Source organism: Hyphomicrobium sp. (assembly GCF_041659645.1).
Classification (GTDB): Bacteria; Pseudomonadota; Alphaproteobacteria; order Rhizobiales; family Hyphomicrobiaceae; genus Hyphomicrobium_B.
The window spans coordinates 133879-151976 of the sequence record NZ_JBAZXX010000005.1 but is presented as its reverse complement, the minus strand read 5'-3'; the positions used below and the strand labels follow the sequence as shown (position 1 = coordinate 151976).

12 protein-coding genes are annotated in these 18098 nt (G+C 55.2%); 3 read left to right on the top strand and 9 right to left on the bottom strand.

Going from position 1 to position 18098, the window contains the following annotated elements; all coding sequences use genetic code 11:
- Window positions 1-51: 51 nt before the first annotated feature.
- Both glsA and WC811_RS18670 read right to left on the bottom strand, forming a co-directional pair.
- Window positions 52-1236: a glutaminase A gene (glsA, locus tag WC811_RS18675; RefSeq protein WP_372646910.1), complete on the bottom strand. Its 1185-nt coding sequence runs from the start codon at window positions 1234-1236 to the stop codon at window positions 52-54.
- A gap of 795 nt (window positions 1237-2031) precedes the next feature.
- A complete protein-coding gene (locus tag WC811_RS18670; protein WP_372646908.1) occupies window positions 2032-3474 on the bottom strand; it encodes a DUF1254 domain-containing protein in 1443 nt (480 codons plus the stop codon).
- 444 nt (window positions 3475-3918) lie between these two features.
- On the opposite strand from WC811_RS18670, the gene WC811_RS18665 reads away from it, so the two are divergent.
- Window positions 3919-4902 carry a helix-turn-helix domain-containing protein gene (locus WC811_RS18665; protein ID WP_372646905.1) on the top strand — a complete coding sequence of 328 codons (984 nt, stop codon included), beginning with the start codon at window positions 3919-3921 and terminating at the stop codon, window positions 4900-4902.
- Between the two features lie 99 nt (window positions 4903-5001).
- Here the strand turns inward: WC811_RS18665 and WC811_RS18660 are convergent, their stop codons facing one another.
- On the bottom strand, window positions 5002-6708 hold the full coding sequence (locus WC811_RS18660; protein ID WP_372646904.1) for a carboxylesterase/lipase family protein: 1707 nt from the start codon (window positions 6706-6708) through the stop codon (window positions 5002-5004).
- Window positions 6709-7199: 491 nt separating this feature from the next.
- Window positions 7200-7454 carry a hypothetical protein gene (locus WC811_RS18655; protein WP_372646903.1) on the bottom strand — a complete coding sequence of 85 codons (255 nt, stop codon included), beginning with the start codon at window positions 7452-7454 and terminating at the stop codon, window positions 7200-7202.
- A 516-nt stretch (window positions 7455-7970) separates the two neighbouring features.
- Here WC811_RS18655 and WC811_RS18650 point away from each other — a divergent pair.
- On the top strand, window positions 7971-8207 hold the full coding sequence (locus tag WC811_RS18650) for a hypothetical protein (protein WP_372646902.1): 237 nt from the start codon (window positions 7971-7973) through the stop codon (window positions 8205-8207).
- A gap of 349 nt (window positions 8208-8556) precedes the next feature.
- On the opposite strand, the gene WC811_RS18645 is transcribed toward WC811_RS18650, so the two are convergent.
- From WC811_RS18645 to WC811_RS18635, 3 genes are all read right to left on the bottom strand, one after another.
- Window positions 8557-9459, bottom strand: coding sequence for a transglutaminase domain-containing protein (locus WC811_RS18645; protein ID WP_372646901.1), 903 nt, complete (start codon window positions 9457-9459; stop codon window positions 8557-8559).
- Between the two features lie 52 nt (window positions 9460-9511).
- Entirely contained in the window at window positions 9512-9715 is a 204-nt protein-coding gene (locus WC811_RS18640; RefSeq protein WP_372646899.1) for a hypothetical protein, read from the bottom strand.
- A 1325-nt stretch (window positions 9716-11040) separates the two neighbouring features.
- Window positions 11041-12087 (bottom strand): linear amide C-N hydrolase, encoded by a 1047-nt coding sequence (locus WC811_RS18635; RefSeq protein ID WP_372646898.1) that lies wholly within the window; start codon window positions 12085-12087, stop codon window positions 11041-11043.
- 433 nt (window positions 12088-12520) lie between these two features.
- On the opposite strand from WC811_RS18635, the gene WC811_RS18630 reads away from it, so the two are divergent.
- On the top strand, window positions 12521-14416 hold the full coding sequence (locus WC811_RS18630; protein WP_372646897.1) for a methyl-accepting chemotaxis protein: 1896 nt from the start codon (window positions 12521-12523) through the stop codon (window positions 14414-14416).
- A 1211-nt stretch (window positions 14417-15627) separates the two neighbouring features.
- Here the strand turns inward: WC811_RS18630 and WC811_RS18625 are convergent.
- Together WC811_RS18625 and WC811_RS18620 are read right to left on the bottom strand one after the other, a co-directional pair.
- Window positions 15628-15834 (bottom strand): hypothetical protein, encoded by a 207-nt coding sequence (locus tag WC811_RS18625; protein WP_372646896.1) that lies wholly within the window; start codon window positions 15832-15834, stop codon window positions 15628-15630.
- An 85-nt stretch (window positions 15835-15919) separates the two neighbouring features.
- On the bottom strand, window positions 15920-17860 hold the full coding sequence (locus WC811_RS18620; protein ID WP_372646895.1) for a PAS domain S-box protein: 1941 nt from the start codon (window positions 17858-17860) through the stop codon (window positions 15920-15922).
- Window positions 17861-18098: the final 238 nt, after the last annotated feature.

Sequence of the window (18098 nt, the reverse complement as noted above, 5' to 3'; positions counted from 1 at the left end):
CTTTTAGCGCCGCTTCCTGGGCTTCTAATTCCATCAAGACCGTATGTGATTTTAGCTTTCAGCAGAGTCGGACGTGAAAAACGAGCTGACAAAGCCCGAACCGGTGTTCGTCAGATCGAAGGAGTGCAGACCAAGGCTATCCGAAATCATTCGATAGCTTGCGACACCCCGTACCGAATTGCCATTGCTATCGAGTCGTGGCGAATAAGTACCGATCCCAAGCTGCCTGTTCACCACACCAAGAATTCCGCCCCCAACGCCGCTCTTCGCTGGAATTCCAACCTCGTAGGCCCAGCCGCCAGAATAGTCGTACATTCCGCATGTGAACATCACCGACTGCGTATCGCGCACGGCATCGATATCGAAGACGTGTTCATTGGTGACGGGATTGACTCCAAGGTTGGCGATCGTAGCTCCGATACGTGCAAGGTCCGTCGCTGTCACCAGGATGGAGCACTGTCTAAAATAAAGGTCGAGTGCGGGCTCGACCGGCTCGTTCAGCGCCCCGACACTGAGGAGAAGATGACCGATCGCTCGGTTTCGATGCCCTGTCGCAGCCTCGGAGCGATAGACGTCCTCATTAAGCGTCAGTTGACGTCCAGCGGCTCGGGAAAATCTATCGAGGACAAGATCGAACGCCGTTTCTGGACCTAGGATGTCGCGCAGCAACCCCGATATCGCAATGGCCCCAGCGTTGACCATCGGATTGAAAGGCCGGCGTGTCACCGGACTGAATTCAATTGCATTGAACGGATCACCGCTTGGCTCGACGCCGGCGCGCGACAAAACCTCTTTGCGGCCCACGAGTTCGAGCGCCATGCAATAGGTCAGCGCCTTCGATGCCGACTGAATTGTGAATTTTAGATCCGCGTCGCCAATTGTATGGACTTTGCCGTTCGCGGTCGCGATCGCGATGCCAAAGGAGTCGGCCGGTACATTGGCGAGTTCCGGTATATAATCGGCTAGGGCCCCGTCATCGATGGGCCGCGTCTGCTCATACACATAAGCCAGCATCTGATCGACTTGCGAAGTGGAACTTGGTCCCTTACCCGCCGCGGCTGGTTCCACCGTCTTCGGTTCCGTGCTCGGGATGGCTCCGACTACGGAAGCCGCGAGGGGCAAGCTCCGCACGTCCTCCATTTTCGCAAGATCCGAGGATACCGTTGCGCCTTCGGGCCTAATCGAATTTTCCATTTGTTGAGATTGGCCCTCGACCGCCCGCTTTTTCCAGAACATTGTTTTTGTCTCGTTGAGTGTGCTCAATTCTTGTTCAAACTTTCTTGCGATTGCGCGGAAGGTTCGCAGAGATGCGAAGCACGCAACGGCCGCAACAAGCAATTTTCAGCTGCAAGCATCGGGAGGCATTGAATTTTTAGGAGGCCACCCCGCCGATGGCTATTGAATTGTCCGCAATTTTTGTGCCAGCCGGAGCAGCACGGCATCCGGAAGCTTATTCATTGGATGATGTCTGCCCGTTCCAACTGGACCGCCGCTAACTCCGATCGTGGAAGTGGCGTTTCATCCTGCGCCCAGTCGAACATGAAAGGTACGAACTTCTCGCAATATCAGCGCGCAACCCTTCGGCGAGTGGACATGGACCGATTGCGTGTTTATTCCGCCGACTGAACTCGGCTTCTATGATCGTCGACCCACTCGCCTCCAACCATAACTACGGACGTTCCGTAGATAATTCCGGCGCAAATATATTGTCAGCTGCAAATGTAAAACTCGCTGAGAAGCTATGCAGCGATTTCAATATAATGGTGGGTCATCACGGGCTCGAACCTTGGACCCGCTGAGTAGGAGACAACGCGATATCTAACAAAATAAATGAGGGTTACACTTCGATGTCGTCATGAGCGGCCGCAGAAGGTCATGGGTGTGAGGCACCAAATTCCGCTCACGATGCACAAGCGAAACTCTGAAGACCTAATACCCGGCCGCCGTTTCTGACCCACAGCGGACAGCACGACAACGAGCGATGTGATCGCGACAACCTAGCGATGGAGAGGCGTACGAGACCTGCGTCTTCTATGAGTCCTGTCTCACACCGGGCGGCTGCCACGTTCCTTCGCCCGGCGGCAGGATCGAAGGCGTCGTCGTCTTCGGCCAATACAGGCGCATCACGAGATAGATTTTGTCATCCGGGGCCGGAAGCCAATTTGCTTCCTTGTCCGCACCGGGGCTGTCTTTCTGGATGTACAGAGTCAGCGAGCCGTCCGCCTCCTTTTTCATCGCCGACAACATCGGAGAGTTGATGAGGTAGCGATTGATAGGGTTCTTGACCAGAAGCTGGCTCTTGCCGTCGTACATCGTAACGGACCAAAACGCATTCACTGGCGGCAGCTGCCCGGGTGCGAAGGTGATTGTGTACTTGTGCTTGCTGCCGTCGAGAGGCTCACCCGTCGCGTCCGTTCGGGTATAGGGGTACATCGCTTCAACGGCGTCGTTGCCCAAAAGACCGCCCTTTGCAGCCCCGGCCCGCATCAACCAGTCGCCATTGTAGAAAGCCTCGTCGCCAAAGAACGAACCGACGTTCCAGCCATTGATGTTTTTGTTTCCGCCGGCCAGCCATTTGTCGACCTTGTCGTCACCCTGCCTCATACCAACCAGGATTTCGGCTTTGTGTTCGAGAGATAGATCCTTGAACACGAAGGTCTTGCCGGGCCCGACGCCAATCCTCGCGAGTTTCGCACGGATCGCCTTGTCCCTTTGCGTCTCGGGGACGAATTGCAAGGCGGCGTCGAGATACTCGAAGAAGTTATTCTTGATCCCGGCCGTGGTGGCAGGAACGAACTCGATCTTGGGCGCGGCAGGCGGCGCCGGTTGTTTAAGGAAAGCAGAAAGCGGCTCCGCCTTGTAGCCGGCCTGAATTTCCTCGACATTCGGCATGTCACCGGGGTCGAAGAGTTGAGTGCGGATAAGCGCGAGCGGGAACGGCGTGGTCGATGAAAAGACCTTCTTGATCCCGGGCGGCGTTTCACCTTTCCAGCCGGGGCCAACCACCAGATAGTCTCCCGGCTCGGTCCCCGTGGCGCGAGTGCCGATGTAGCCAAAATTGTAGGTGTTGCCGTCGATGAGCTGGACCGCGAAGTAGCGGTCCTTTTTGACCATCGGCACCGAGATAACCATCGGTTCCGCGCGTAAATCCAGCCAGATGAACGAGTAAGGAGTGTCGCTATTCGGAGTGATAACTGCCGTATCCTCCGGCGTGGCGACATGGTGCAGACTTTTGATCTCGTTGAAAGGCGCCTTGAACTGCCCCGAGTTCTTGTCCACGGCGAACTCTTGCATAACCGCATAATACATCACCAGCGGCAGGCCGTAGATGAAGCCTTCCTCGGCGATGTCCTTGGCCTCTAGCAGGCTGGGCCATTCGGCTTTGTTCTGCGCTATTGCCGGGCTGCACATTGTTGTCGTGGCAACGAGTGCGGCCATCGCAGCAGAGCAAAGAAGATCGCGTTTCGTAAGCATCTGAACAACTCCTTGCGGTTCGTAACCTGTGGTCAAACGCGCGTAGCTGGCAAGGGAAGGATACTGCGATGGTTGAGAATGCATAAGCGGCCAATTCCGATCCGCCTTTGGCCCCTAAGCCGCCATTCCCAGAGTAAATCAGGTCGTCTCGTTTCCGAGGAAGAGCGGACCAACATTACGAGAGTCAGCGAAAATCCAACTAGCTTGCCAGCGGTCCGTCGTGGACCACCTAGGCGTCGACCTCTAGTACCGACTTGCAACAGTTATTGGCCAAACGCCAACCGTGCGGCGCGCAAGTTCCACCATAAGTGCGCCTTTCGAATTGTATCGTGGGCCACTGATAGGGTATTCTTACATACAAGCTCACGCCTGAATCAACAATGCTCGCAGCGAATTCAACCCCTCTCGGACGAGCAAAAAATAATCCCGCAACGGGAGGCGAGGTTGAACAAAAGAGCGCTCGATAAAGACGATCCAAGCCAGAAACTGCAAATTTGCGATACGGAGTATTATTCGACGCGCGAGGGATTTTCCGCTTTCCGCGAGGCGGTGGCAGGCGCGTTCATGCCATGGTCGATGAAACCCACAACAGCGCGTGAATTCGGCGGCAGAATTGCGAGTTTGTCGACAGCAGCGGGATCCTTTGCCCGCACGAGGATGACGCCGCTTACCGGCGAGCGAAACAAACATGAGATCTCAAGATCTCCAGAAGACTGTTTGTACGCGAATTACGTTCTATCCGGGCAACTTTTTATAGAGCAAGGGGATCGCATAACCACTGCCAACAAGGGGGATCTCATTGTTTTTGATAGCAGCCTGCCGTTGCGGCACGTGAAAGTTGGAGATGGAGTATTCGAAGATCTGACGTTCAGCATTCCCAAGAGACAAATGGAGAATTACCAGAAGATATTTGAAAACATTGCGGTCCCGAAAAGCAAAATTATGTTGCCATTGCTGAACTGCTTCACCTTTATCACAGAGAATATCTTCTCCGCTCCCCCCGAAGAGCTTGCAGCCATTGGCGCGGCTTGCGGAGCGCTACTGCCGCTTGCCGCACAATACTCCGCGGACCACCCTCAGCCTAACCGTATCGGTTCCGAGCCAAACCGTTACGACCGAGAGATGATGATATTTATCGATCATCATATTGCAGAGGAGACGCTGACTCCCGGCGCAGCGGCCGAGCACCTTGGAATTTCGGTTCGATATGTTCACAAGCGCTTTGCGAAGTTCGGCACGTCGTTCAGCAATTACGTAATGGCAAAACGCCTCGAACTTGTATGCCGCGATCTCGTGTCGGACATAGGTCGGCATCAACCCATTATTGCCTTGGCATTTCGCTGGGGTTTCAGTGACATTTCGACCTTCATAAGGGCGTTCAAGAAAAAATTCGGCTGTACGCCCAGGGAGTACCGGGCAAAATTTTAGCACGCGTTTTTCTGTCGTGTGGAAATCGAGATAATCCGCTGCGCATATTTAGGGGCTCGGCTGCGCCCAACGATGGGACGCAGCCGACGATCTTTCGATCTAGTCGGTGGGATAGGTCAGACTCGAATCCCAGAAGTCGCATTTGTAATTGCTTCTGTATTGGGCCACGGATTCATCCGAGGTGGGAATATCCTGCTGGAGGAGTGGTCCAGAGTTTGCCTTGAACTGTGCCCATTTAAGAGCCTTGGATCCGTTCGGGTTTCCCGTCGCGGCAAAGTTGGTCCAAGCCGCCACGAGCTGGTCGGACAGCTTGACCTCGCTGCCCTGCAATTCGCGCGGCTGCCCGGTCTGCTGATCGAGGTTTACGCCGAGTATTCCGCCCGAGAAATGCGGGAACACGAACTGGATGTCCGCCGTGTGGTAGGCGAGCGCCTGGTAAAAGCCAGTCGGAGAGTACGCGTTCGGCATCTGCGGGAAGTTGAACGGCGCCTTTGTATAAGTGAAATCGTAGGCGTAGGTCGGAATCTTAGACGCCCACAGATTCAGAACGTGAAGCGTCTGGCACTTGGTTGGATCGGTGCCGGACCGATCCGCCGCGATTTGCGGATTGTTGCCATACGCGGAGAGCGGATACTGAGCCAACACGGCGGCGCTGGTGCTAGCCGTATATTGCGCCGGAGTTGTCGCCACCTGGGGCGGACCGGAGAAATATTCGGTGATGCCAGCACCGAAATTCGCTTCGTCGGCGACCGTCCCTGACATCGTCGGCATGCGGTTGTATTGCCCCGTCGTAAAGGCCGTCTCCGGCTGGTGAGGAATGACGGTTCCATCCACAAACGGACCAACTGTGTAAGTCTGTTTGAGTGTCGGATCGACGGCATTTCCTTTGGCCGTCCCCTGGATCTGCAGGATGCGCGCGGCCGATAATTGGCGCAGGCAGACAGAGGTCGAACAGCCCAAGACAGCAGCGAAGGCGTTACCCCTTGCCAACGCCGTCGAGGCTGTCGGCAAGCCGGAGAACGCCGGCAAAGAGCTTTGATAGATCGCTCGGTTGAAGAGCCCTCCAGCCGCTGGCGAAAGGACGTTCGCACCAGTGTCCACCGCGCCAGCCGATTGGCCGCCCAGTGCAACCCTGGTCGGATCGCCGCCGAAGGACGCAATGTTGCGCTGGACCCAGCGGAGCACGGCCTGCTGATCCAGGATGCCGTAGTTGCCCCAAGTGTGACCCTCTGCGTTCAAATGCTGTTCTGATAAAAAGCCAAACAAGCCCAAGCGATAGTTGAAGGTGACGACCACGGTTGGAGTACCCAGAGGGCCACCGGTCGCAAGCTTGCTCCCGTCGTAGTCAGTGGATTCACCCTCGACGTTGCCGCCGCCGTAGATCCAGACGATGACCGGCAAGCCCCTGCCGCGTCCGCCAGCGCGCGTGTTCGTCGTGAAGACGTTGAGATAAAGGCAATCCTCGCTCATGCTTTTTGGGGCGCCAAACGACTGGAGTTCGGTCACCTCGCACGAACTGGCAAACTGTGTGGCATCGAGCGTGTCTTTCCATTTCTTAACAGCCTGCGGCGGCTGCCAGCGCAGTTTACCAACGGGCGGCGCGGCAAAGGGAATGCCGAGGAAGACATTCACGCCGCTTTTCGCAAATCCGCGGACCGGACCCTCAGCAGTATTGACTGTTGGTCCGCTGTCGTTACCTGAATCATTGGCGAAGGCAGGCGCAGAAGCTGCCGCGCTGGCAATCAGCGCCGTGCAAAGCGCCAACTTTTTACACCAGTGACGTCCGAGCATGTACTGCGATGGCATAGCGATTTTTCTCCCACAGGTCGGGGCCGACCAGTTTTTGTTATTGCGAACTCGGCCCCTGTTAGCCGTCATGCCGGCGGCAGTGTCAGTGCGAACGCGAGACTGGATTATCTGTGCGGGGCATGACCAACCGCGGTCCCGGATGCGGAACGATTGTCTCGAATGTTGAGAAAATGGACTACGGTGAGCGTGAACAGCTTTTGTCCCACAGCGCACTGCTTCAGCACATCAGCTCATGAATCACCACAAGACGCGTCGGTAAGTGTCCGACTTGACGCTTAGGAAGTCCGAACCAGAGGTGTCCGATGGTCGTCTTCCAATTCGCCCGACCGTCACTCGCAATCCGAAAGACGCCAGCAACGCGGCGGAAGCATTGCGCGCTGGAATGCGGCCTCTCGCGCTGCGGCCAACGGCTTGAGACATGCAAGTTCAAGATTACGGAGAGAAGAAGTCGCCAGAATACCGAGAGTCGCTCGGCTTTATTGAGGAGTTCATCTGGTGACGATTGGCAATGGCAGCGGTCCGGAGACATTCACTGCAATCGGACCCGCCGTGCCAACGATATTCACCGGGAAGGTAGATCCTCCGCTTACGACCGGCAGAGGCGAGGTGAGATCAAACGCCACAACGCGCACATTGGTGATCGCCTGAGCTTCGACTGAACTTGCAGCGAGCATCGGGCGTACGGAAAGCCAGACCAGTGCTATAGCGATGATTGTTTGCACAAACTTGCTGTAGGTATCCATCTGTCATAGCCCTTTGGCTGAGGTTCAATTTTTTGCACTTCAAAACAAAGACAACAAGTTCCGATCCTCTGGTCTCTACCCTCCGGTGCAAGTGCGGTACGGATGCCGTTGGAAGATTTACTTGGCCGCGACCTCTTTCAGCTCGCTGGTTTCGCCCTTCCGCGGATCAAATCGATCCAAGCTAATCCAGATCACTTTCAAACCCAAAATTGGACAATATTCGTGAACGCGTTTACCTTTGAGCTAACACGAAAAGCACCGCGTCTGCTTCCGCGCAAGCTCTGCAAAAAAAGCGCTAGGGTCAATTCATGCGACATAAGTCGCTGAATAAATTTTTCGCAACCAGCTTAAAAGCCAAATCAGCGTCAGGAGCATCATGCCACCGGGCGCGACATATAGCAGAACGTATGTAGTCCCTTTCTCCCAATCCAACGCGAAAGATGGACGAAGGTCGGCAAATCACTTATGGAATGAAGCGGGGACGGCATAGTGGTTGCAATTGACACGAGGTGTCCTATGCCCAGCTTTAATCCCGATATCCTCAACACTCTCCAATTGGCTTACAATAGAACAATCGCGGAGCTTTCGCGTGCGGACGAGGTCATTGGCGAGCATGTCTGCGAAGTTATCGCTCAAGCGGTGATGTCTGCTGCAATCGATGGCAACGCCGACGTTGATCAGCTCATTAGCCGCGCGACGATTGCGGGACGCCGGGTGCTTCAAGCCGAACGGTTCTGGCCCACGGCGGCATGAAGACGGAGACCTGCAATGCTGAGCAGGAGTGATCTATTTTATCTCGGCGCCGCGCGAGCGCTGACCACGAAAATCCGAGAATTGACTGAACGAGGACGCGACTTTTGTGTGCAGTGTCACGGCGACCGCCGACCACTTGCCGCAATCGCCGCGTCGCCTCGATCTCTCGAAGCTCGATCATGAAATGGACCGCAACCGCAAGCGACGCCGGCCGCGATGGGTGGTACTTTAGCGACGGTGCACCGTAGATGAACTCCAGCAAGTCACCCGATCCGCATCCAGCAAGTCGTACGTATCGCGATCGACGTTGTTTCGATTCCCCCGACGTTGCCCCGTATCAATCCCTCGACTACGCACCTCGATCGACGGCGGCAGTTTTATTCTTGTTTTCGACGACATTCACCGAAACCTCCATCCCCAGAAAATAGCCGGGATTACCTACGAAAGTACCGCTCAGTGGGAGTGCCTGGGCCGGATTGGTCGCGACTGCAATTCGGATAAGATCGCGGTTGCCGAAGATGCCATTCGTTGGATCGATTTCAAACCATCCGCATCCGGGAAGATAGACTTGGACCCATGCATGCGTAGATCCTGCACCTCTGCGGGGGACGCGACCTGCGCTAAAAAGGTATCCGCTGACAAAGCGTGCCGCGATGCCGATGGACCTCAGCGCTTCAATCATCAATACCGCGAAATCTCGGCAAGTGCCGCTCCGAAGTTCCAAGGTCTCGATCGGACTCTGCGTACCGGATTTGGGGCGCCCACGATAAGTGAAATCTGACCGGATAGACTCCGCCATAGAGGTCAACAAAGACAAGGTGACATGTCTGCTGTCATCGACAAACTTTTCAGCCCAGGATTTGAGTATGTGCTGAGGATCCGGAAACCGAAGTTCCATGACTGGTCGAATATCGCTCAGCTCTTGATCTGGATACGAGAAGGGAAATGTCTTTGCTGCGTCGGAAAGCAGGGAAGTGAGGTCCGTCTGCTCGTAGTGTAGGATAGTAATCTCACTGTGGAACGCCAGAATCGAACTGCGCACACTGCCAAATTCAGCATAGGCAACCGAATTCCCGAAAACATCGTACGCCCAACTAATCCGAAGTGGGCGCGGAATGATTGAAAGCTGTGTGTTGAGCAACCGCATCGAATGGCTATCGCGAGGACGAAACATCATGCGATGACGCCCGAACGCTACCGGCTCCGAATATTTGTATTCCGTGGTGTGGCTAACGGTTAGGTGTCGTGGCATCAAGGACTGCCCGATTATTCGCGTGGCATTGTGGATATCGACTGCATTCGTCTCATTCTTCTATTTGCGGACGGATAACGCCAAGGGCGGCAAGCTTCTCGCACCTCTTCTCGTATTCGCGTCGGCACATTAGCTGGAGGCGCAAGAAGCCGGCATTGGCCGGCTCGCCCTTTAAATCGTCCGAATACTTAGAGAACCAAGCTCTGACGTTTTCAGCTTCGTCCATGAGCGCTTTAATTTCAGTATCCCTATCCATTCAATCGTTTCACCGGATCATACGCTCTTAGACAATCGAACACCAACACCCAAGGGTAACGAGCAAGGAAGCGAAATCGTTTCGTCTGCGTACTTTCGACGGCCAGTCCAAAACCCGTTGCGCCACCTGCATAGAACGCATGGACGTCGCCAGTCAGTATCAAATCCTATCGCAGCCAGTTCAGGATTGATCAAATCCCACGTGAGTTGTATTTAGAGATATTCTTACAAGCTTATTGCTTACGAGGCTTCGCATGACATTCAAATGCTCAGCGGGACTTGGATTATTTATGCTTCTTCTGTTTCTCAGCCCAACAAGAGGGTCAGCTCAAGAACCGCCGCTGCCTACCAGAATAACAGACTGCAAAGAATATGTAGATAAAGCCATGAGCCAAGTGGACATGTACTGCGGACCTCCGACCGGCCGCTGGGAACAGGCTCCTTCAAATCATATGAACTGGTGCTTGGCCGTGACGCCTGAGGCTAGAGCGAGCGAGAATGCAGCGCGGAGCGGAGAGCTCGCCGAACCCGGTTCGTGTCGCCGTGATGCTGGTAGACGACCGATAACTGCATTTTACGGAGGAGGTCACGGTAGTCCTCCGCTACCGCCAGTGGACTGCCGCGTATTCGCTTGGCGAGCCCTTAGCCAGCAAGCGATCGCAAACTGGTTGAACAACCACGGACGCTGTCCCCCTGACTATTTTGTTTGCACAAAATTGACATCGGGTCGTTGGCTTTCCAATTTTGATGCGCTCTCGGGCTGGTGTACCGCGCAGCATGATGTGGCGAGAATTGAAATCGAGGACTGGGATCGCCGTAAGGAGTTGTCGCTAGTGCGCAGGTGTGCCCCTTGCCCTTCGCCAGGTTGCTCTTTTGGGGGCGGGTGCTGAATCGCCCTGCGAGCGATCCAGGTTACGCACGAAAGATCGGTACCGGCTCAGGTCCAGGCAATAAGACGGAAGACTAGTTTGACGCCAGCGGAGGCGTGACTGGCTTGCCGACAAAGGTTATAGGTGTTTATAGTATTTAGGACGCATACAAATCAACGCTATGACGTTGATTTTGGTGGGTGATCACGGGCTCGAACCGTGGACCCGCTGATTAAGAGACAACGCGATTTGTAATGAAATCAATGGGGTTTTACACTTCGATGTCGTCATGAGCGGTCATGGAGCGTCATGGGTGATCAAGGGCATCGCAAGTTTTTCAGATCTCAGGCACCAAGTTCCGCTCTCGATGCATAAGCGGAGCTTTGAAGACCTAATACCCGACCGCCGCTTCTGACCCGGAACAGACATCAGTCTGCGCCCTTTGCCTTACCCTACCTCAGAACGGTGCTGGGCTCGGCCGAAAACCGCCGATGACGTTGCCCGAGAGTGAGATGTCGTCCGGATTGAGGGTGCGCACGGGTTGTCCTGCCTCGACGTTCATGGCGCTGAGATCGGCCCAGATTACGCTTGGGCTGTTGGTGAGTTCGAAGTAATAGCGCTTTGCAGTGAGGTCGGCGGCGGTGCGGTACTCGGTATTGTAGATGCCGAAACCCTTGTAGGGCGCGCCGAATGGCACCGAGACGTTGCGCACGATGGCGAGGATGCTAGCCGCAGCCTCTCGCTCGGTCTTCGGCTTTGGCAGGAGCGCGTGGAAGTAGGTCGCCCGCTGAAAGCGGTCGACCGGGTTGACGTTGCCTGGTAGTGGCATATCGCTCGCTGGCTTTGAAAAGTCCTGTTTGTCCAACAGAGCGAGCTGCTGGTCGTAGGTGGGGTCGTTGGTCATGATTGTGTATTGACGACCGTGGTGGATCACGGGCTTGCCGCCGATGAATTCGATGATGGCGGAGTCGCCGGTCGCGTCCTCAATCGCCACGTGGACATTCGCATTATGCCCGTTGGCCTCTACTCTCACAATTTGTACGCCCTCGAAGAGTTTCAGTGCCTCCACAACTGTGGCGGCGTTGTCCAGAAGGTACTGCGCCCAGAGCCCGGCCTGCAGCCCTGGCTTCCCTGAATCGCGCGGGCCGAAGTCGGCTGCGTTGAGATAAAGCATATGTGCTGCGAGGCCCGCCTCGTTCATGCCGTCGGCTGTGCCGATGCCGTAGATGGTCGCTACGATGCTGCCGTACTTCGAGGTCCAGCGCGCCGGGTTGTCGGCCACCACCACATCGGCGCCCGCCTTACCACCCTCGCGCGCCAAACCGCGCGGGAACACTGTGAGGATGGGTTGGGTGGACTCCGGCCAGTCCATGGTGCGCCCCACCATCACGGCAAAGTCGTTGTCGTTCCACAGGACGCGCGTGCAGGCCTCAGCGATCCGGATCGTTGCCGCGAAAGCCATCAGCGCCAAAGTGAAGATGGGTGCCTTACTGAACAGGGTCATCGTGCTACCTCATCACGCGTTGATCTGCAGAGGAATGATGATCCGGTATTGATCATCGCGCAACTTAGATACACGAATGACTTGTTTTGGCCGTTCTCCAACCTCGGCCCCATTGCCGAACATAAGTCTGCTAGTGGAAGATTAGCGATTATCATTCGCAAGAGGGTTGACGCCCGCTGATGACCCGAAGCGGACCTCCTTCTTCCAGTCTGCTGTTAGAACGCATCAGACATCCGCCATTAGGCGGCACGTCAGTAAATTCATACAGTTATGTATTGTTTGGTTTAGATCAGAACATCCGCCCAAAAAGGAAACGGAGAAGATAGGATTATTAATCCTTATACGGCCTTATTGCATGGACTTTGCTTATCCGAGCCGGCGCCCACAAAAAACCCTATCCGAATCAATCTTGAACACAACTGGAATGACTTGCATGAAAAATTGGAAAATTCGCACCAGCTCAAAAATCGCTAGTGCCTTTCTGATTTTGGGTTGCTTGGTAATGCTTGCAACGACGTACGAGGCGCTCCGGACCCTAAAAGTCGGAGGTCCGATATATTCGCAAATCGTGTTGGGTAAAGACCTGCTCGCCGATATTCTTCCGCCGCCTGAATATATCATTGAACCGTACCTCGAAGCCACTCTCGCGCTAGCCGATCCCAAATCTGTTGAGATCCACCGAGATAGGCTTGCTGCGCTGCGCAAAGACTATGACGACCGCCACGACTATTGGATGTCCCATGACTTTGACAAGCAGCTACAGACGTCTTTGACGGTGGCGGCGCATAAACCTGCACTTAAATTTTGGAAAACCACCGAAGAAGTCTTCTTGCCGGCGCTGTCGCGGGGAGACATTCCGGCCGCACAAGCTGCTTACGCGAGCATGTCTCAATCTTATAAAGAGCATCGTGCCGAAATCGATAAACTGGTTCAAAGTAGCAATGCCTTCGTTTCAGACACGGAAGCTAACGCCGCCTGGTACGACCACACGATCATGACCATAGTCATTGTCGTATCCGGTGTGATGTTGTTGTCGGTGTTTGCTTGTGCCTTCGCCTTGGCAAGAGGGCTCGTCTCGCCGCTCGTGCGCATAACCTCAGCGATGCAGGAACTGGCAAAAGGAAATTTTGAGGTTGCGCTACCCGGCCTCAATCGTAGCGACGAGATCGGCGAAATCGCTCATGCGGTCGAGGAGTTTAAGCTTCGCGCCGAGGAAAAGGCGGCTGCGGAACGTTTTCGCCTTGCTCTGGAGGCACAATCCCAGCGAGAGGCCGAGCAAAAAGCTGCGGAACTGGCGGCGACCGAAAGCAGGCGCCTTGCTGGCGAAGTATTGGCCCGGCGAGATGCGCAGCGAAGAGCAGAGGAAGAGGCGATCGGCCGCGAACGCGACATAGTCTCCCAATCGATTGGCGCCGCTGTTGCCAAACTCGCCGCCAAGGACCTGTCGTTCCGCCTGGTAGACGAGCTGCCGGATGCATATCGATCGCTGCAAAAGGCATTTAATTCAGCGCTCGAGCAGCTTGAGGCAACACTAACGCATGTGATTGCGACTTCAGAGACAATGAAAAGCGGAACACACGAAATAGGCACCGCCGCTGACGATTTATCGCGTCGCACCGAGAACCAAGCGGCAAGCCTTGAGGAAACTGCTGCTGCTCTCGAACAGATCACCGCGACCGTCAAAAAGTCTGCTGAGGGGGCTGCACACGCTCGCGATTCTGTTGCCTCGGCGAAGAGTGCAGCCGAAGCCAGCCGCGAGGTGGTCCGCCAAGCTACCGATGCAATGTCCAACATTGAAAGGTCATCGAAGCAAATTGGTCAGATCATTGGAGTGATTGACGAGATTGCGTTCCAGACCAATCTGTTGGCCTTGAACGCTGGCGTTGAAGCAGCGCGTGCCGGTGACGCGGGACGTGGCTTTGCCGTCGTTGCCTCAGAAGTTAGAGCCTTAGCTCAACGGTCGGCTGCAGCGGCTAAAGAAATAAAGACTCTCATCTCCACGTCTTCGGAGCAGGTAGGGCAAGGCGCTCGGTACGTCTCGGACAGTGGAAAGACGCTCGAGCAAATTATCGAACATGTTGTCGGGATTAACCACATGATCTCTGATATTGCAAAAGCCTCTGAAGAGCAGGCCAGCGGATTGCAGCAAATCAATACTGCAATCAACGACATGGACCAAATGACTCAACAAAACGCGTCGATGGTCGAAGAGACAACTGCCGCTTGCCATTCGCTGACCCGGGAAACCTCTCAGCTTTCGGAACTGGTCGGGGAGTTCAGAGTCAATCGAAACATGCACGCCGCCAAGGTTCGCCGCCGCGCAGCCTAGTCGATAGAGGTTTGCCGGTTGTTGGCCTTTTCGGACTTCAAAGCCGCCGTCGCGAACGGCCGCCTTTGAGGAAACAGACTCAACTCATTGCACCTTCGGATGTCCGTTCCTGGCCCGAAGCCGACATTCGCAGAGCAGATCAGGTCGTCTCGTTTCGGAGTAAGAGCGCACATTTTGCGATCGATATTTCGAGAGTCAGCGGTAATTGTAAAACCAACCGAAGAAATTTCTTCGAGATTTCGATTACTTGGTGGGTGATCACGGGCTCGAACCGTGGACCCGCTGATTAAGAGGCAGCACGATTTCGAACAAAATCAATGGGGTTTTACACTTTCGTGTCGTCAGGGGTGGTCATCGAGCGTCAAGAGTGATCACTGGCATCGCTCTTTTTACGGAAATCGGCGACCTCGTCCACTCCCGGGGCACAAGCAGAACTCCGGCAGGCTGAGACTCAGGGTCTGCATTTGCCCCCAGAGCAGACTTTGTATTCACCTGGCACTCAATTTATGAGCGTGAACTGAGTCTTCGCCCATTCGCAAAGTTTGAGGCCAGCAAGGTCTAACCACCGATGTCCTTGGGCGATCCACACCAGCTGTCGAGGTTGGCCTGCTGAAGGGAATACGAGCAACGGCCCATTGCCGTAGTGAAGACAGTCAACCAAACCTATCGCAACTCTGAACCTCTCTCCGGAGTCAAAATTTTTGACTTGGACATCGACGCTCAGATCGTCGTTTTGCCCAGTTCCGGCAATACGAAACGTATCATCGTCACTCAGGTATCTTCCGTCTGACACGACAGCAAAATATTGCCAATCCTCCGCCGACGCCGGAGTGGCTAGCAAGAAAAGAGAGAATAAAATTGACTTCATCGTTCTGGTCTCGCGCAATCCCACACGAAAGTGGCGCGGAGACCGCCATTGCCTTTCGGGCGCACAACTACCGGGTTTTGTCCGGAGCGCTTCTCGGTGACTCAGATCATCCGCCATAGCCCTAAACATATCGGCTATGTCAAACATAAGGTCCTGAGTGGCCTCGTCCTGGAAGGTGAGGCCCTTTTTAATATAAGCATCGGCGCGAGAGCGAAAATGGCTAGGACTTGACATGGAACCAACATGCCATTTCAAAATCAAGTTGGATTGATTTCAATCAAGCTCATAGGAGCTAATTTATCGGTGCGGATTATCAGCCCCTCGGTGGTGCAGGAAGCAAGAATTACTTCTTGTCAGCATTCTGAAGCACCGCCAAGCGCGCTTCCAGATCTTTCAGAGTGGATTTCAGAAGCTCGAGAATCTGAAGTCCCGCTGATCTGTCCCAAGGCCTGCCATCGAGCTGAGGCCGCTCTTGCGCCTCAGCGATCCGGCGCTTCAAGTCTATAATACGCGAAGCGAGCAGGGCCTGAGCATGTTCCTTATTCCGCATAGTGAATTTTATTACAAGACAGGGCCGTGCGGAACATTGCGCGAGATCAACGCAGGATCACGGGCCCCGGAATAGTAATCGATGGTCAGCTCAGAAGCGCTTGGCGTAGCGCGCGCGCAAGGTCAGTCTGCTTATAGGGCTTCGAAAGTACCTTATACCGAGTGTCCGAAGTATTTTCTGGGGCGCTAAATTCGCCCCCGTACCCAGACGTTAGTAGGATTTTGATCATCGGAAAGCGTTCAACAGCCAAGCGCGCAAGTTCGTAGCCAGAGATGCGCCCAGGCATCACCACATCGCTGAAGATAAGATCAATCTTGGTCTCGGCCTCAAGCAACGCGAGGGCGGAACGTCCGCTGTCGGCAGCGACAACGCGATATCCAAGACGCATTAGGCGATCAAGCGATAGCTGCCGTAACTCTGGATTGTCCTCAACCACCAGCACGGTCTCGCAAACGAGCCCTAGGTTCTCTTTTATTGCAACCAGGCCAGCCGCAACGGGATCAGGATGCACTTTCGGAAGATAGAGTCTTATCGTGGTGCCGTGGCCTAGTTCGCTATAGATCGTGGCGTTGCCGCCGGACTGCTTCACAAACCCATAAATGCTCGCGAGCCCTAACCCTGTGCCCCGACCAGAAGCCTTGGTGGTGAAGAAGGGTTCGAAGGCACGGGCCACGACCTCGGAAGGCATGCCGGTCCCCGTGTCGGATACGGCCAAGCAAACGTAATCCCCGCGTGGAAGTCCGAATTCCCCGAGATCATCGTCGGCATGAAGACTGACGTTGCCGGTTTCAATAATAAGTCGGCCGCCCTCGGGCATGGCGTCTCGTGCGTTGATGGCGAGGTTGAGTACGGCATTCTCAATCTCACTGGGATCGACACAGACTTTCCACAACTGGTCTCCGAGAGACATCGAGACGTCGATGGTCTCGCCAAGCGAGCGGCCGAGCAGGTCCATCATGGCGTTGACGTGCTCGTTGAGCCCGATGACGACAGGGTCGAGCTTCCGTTGGCGGGAAAAGCTGAGGAGGCGGCCCGTAAGCCGAGCGCCCATCTCCGCCGCCTCTTTGGCGCGCCGGACGAGCGTTTCCGACTCCGCGCTCAGTCCTTCGTCAAGCAACAGCTCGTTGTTGCCTATGATGATTGTCAGCAGGTTGTTGAAATCGTGCGCAATGCCGCCCGTGAGTTGACCGAGGGCATCCATGCGCTGCGCCTGGCGGAGCGCATCCGCTTGTTTCGCCTGCTGCGTGACATCGCGGATGAGCTTCATGGTGCCCAGGGCGTTGCCGTCCCGATTTCGAATGATGGTGGCCGTGATCTCGGCCGGAAAAGTTTGGCCATTCTCACGACGGCAAGCGACCTGCAGTGGATCGACTGCGCCCCACTCGCCGGGTAGGGAATCAAAACCAAGCCTGAGGCCGCGCAGGCGCGCGCAATCTTCGTGACTGGCAAAAAGAATATTGGAGTCTTTACCTATCAGCGCCTCCGGAGCATGTCCGAAAATACGCGAGGCTGACGGGTTCGCCAGAAAAATCCTGTGACTCTGGTCGGATATTATGATGGCCAGAGGCGAGTCGTTGATAATGGCCTGGAGAAGCGTCTGTTGCCGCGTGCTTTCCGTTTCGGCGCGACGCTGCGCACTGAGGTCGTGGACGATCCCCGCAAAATGCCGGTTCCCGTCTATCTCGTATTCGCTGACCGACAGATGCATCGGGAAAGTCGAGCCGTCCTTACGGCACCCTAACACCTCGCGGCCACTGCCGATGATTTTATGCTGACCGGTCTCGCGGTAGTGGCGGATATAGTCATCATGCTGACCCCGGTAGGGTTCCGGCATTAGCATTTTGACGTTCTGCCCGACGAGTTCATCGGAGGAATATCCGAAGAGCCTTTCCGTCGCAGGATTGATGCTCTCGACGATTCCGGCCGCATCGATCGAGACGATCGCATCGACGGCGGATTGCAGCATTGCCGCAAGCTGAAGCAGCGAGCCTTTGAGGGGCGTTCTTTCGGACTCGAAACCACTCATGCGGACTCAAACTTCCTTATGACCCGGCGCGCGTTTGAGCACGGGGATCATGGCCCGATGTTTCGCGAGAATACGCCCTTGCGATCTGGCGTACAACGCTCATGTGATGAGATCAGTCATTCCGAATTAAAAGGCTCTTCTATCGTCGAGGATTGCTTTAGGTAGCTGTCACAATCGTTCTGCTCACAGCCCAACGGGATCATAGCGCTGTCGCAACCGTACCCAAGGCTCGGAAACT

Excerpts from the sequence above, each read along its gene's own strand:
- WC811_RS18625 (WP_372646896.1), bottom strand. The coding sequence starts at position 15,834 with ATGCGGAATAAGGAACATGCTCAGGCCCTGCTCGCTTCGCGTATTATA.
- WC811_RS18670 (WP_372646908.1), bottom strand. The coding sequence starts at position 3,474 with ATGCTTACGAAACGCGATCTTCTTTGCTCTGCTGCGATGGCCGCACTC.
- WC811_RS18635 (WP_372646898.1), bottom strand. The coding sequence starts at position 12,087 with ATGACCCTGTTCAGTAAGGCACCCATCTTCACTTTGGCGCTGATGGCT.
- WC811_RS18630 (WP_372646897.1), top strand. The coding sequence starts at position 12,521 with ATGAAAAATTGGAAAATTCGCACCAGCTCAAAAATCGCTAGTGCCTTT.
- WC811_RS18645 (WP_372646901.1), bottom strand. The coding sequence starts at position 9,459 with ATGCCACGACACCTAACCGTTAGCCACACCACGGAATACAAATATTCG.
- WC811_RS18620 (WP_372646895.1), bottom strand. The coding sequence starts at position 17,860 with ATGAGTGGTTTCGAGTCCGAAAGAACGCCCCTCAAAGGCTCGCTGCTT.
- WC811_RS18640 (WP_372646899.1), bottom strand. The coding sequence starts at position 9,715 with ATGGATAGGGATACTGAAATTAAAGCGCTCATGGACGAAGCTGAAAAC.
- glsA (WP_372646910.1), bottom strand. The coding sequence starts at position 1,236 with ATGTTCTGGAAAAAGCGGGCGGTCGAGGGCCAATCTCAACAAATGGAA.
- WC811_RS18650 (WP_372646902.1), top strand. The coding sequence starts at position 7,971 with ATGCCCAGCTTTAATCCCGATATCCTCAACACTCTCCAATTGGCTTAC.
- WC811_RS18660 (WP_372646904.1), bottom strand. The coding sequence starts at position 6,708 with ATGCCATCGCAGTACATGCTCGGACGTCACTGGTGTAAAAAGTTGGCG.
- WC811_RS18655 (WP_372646903.1), bottom strand. The coding sequence starts at position 7,454 with ATGGATACCTACAGCAAGTTTGTGCAAACAATCATCGCTATAGCACTG.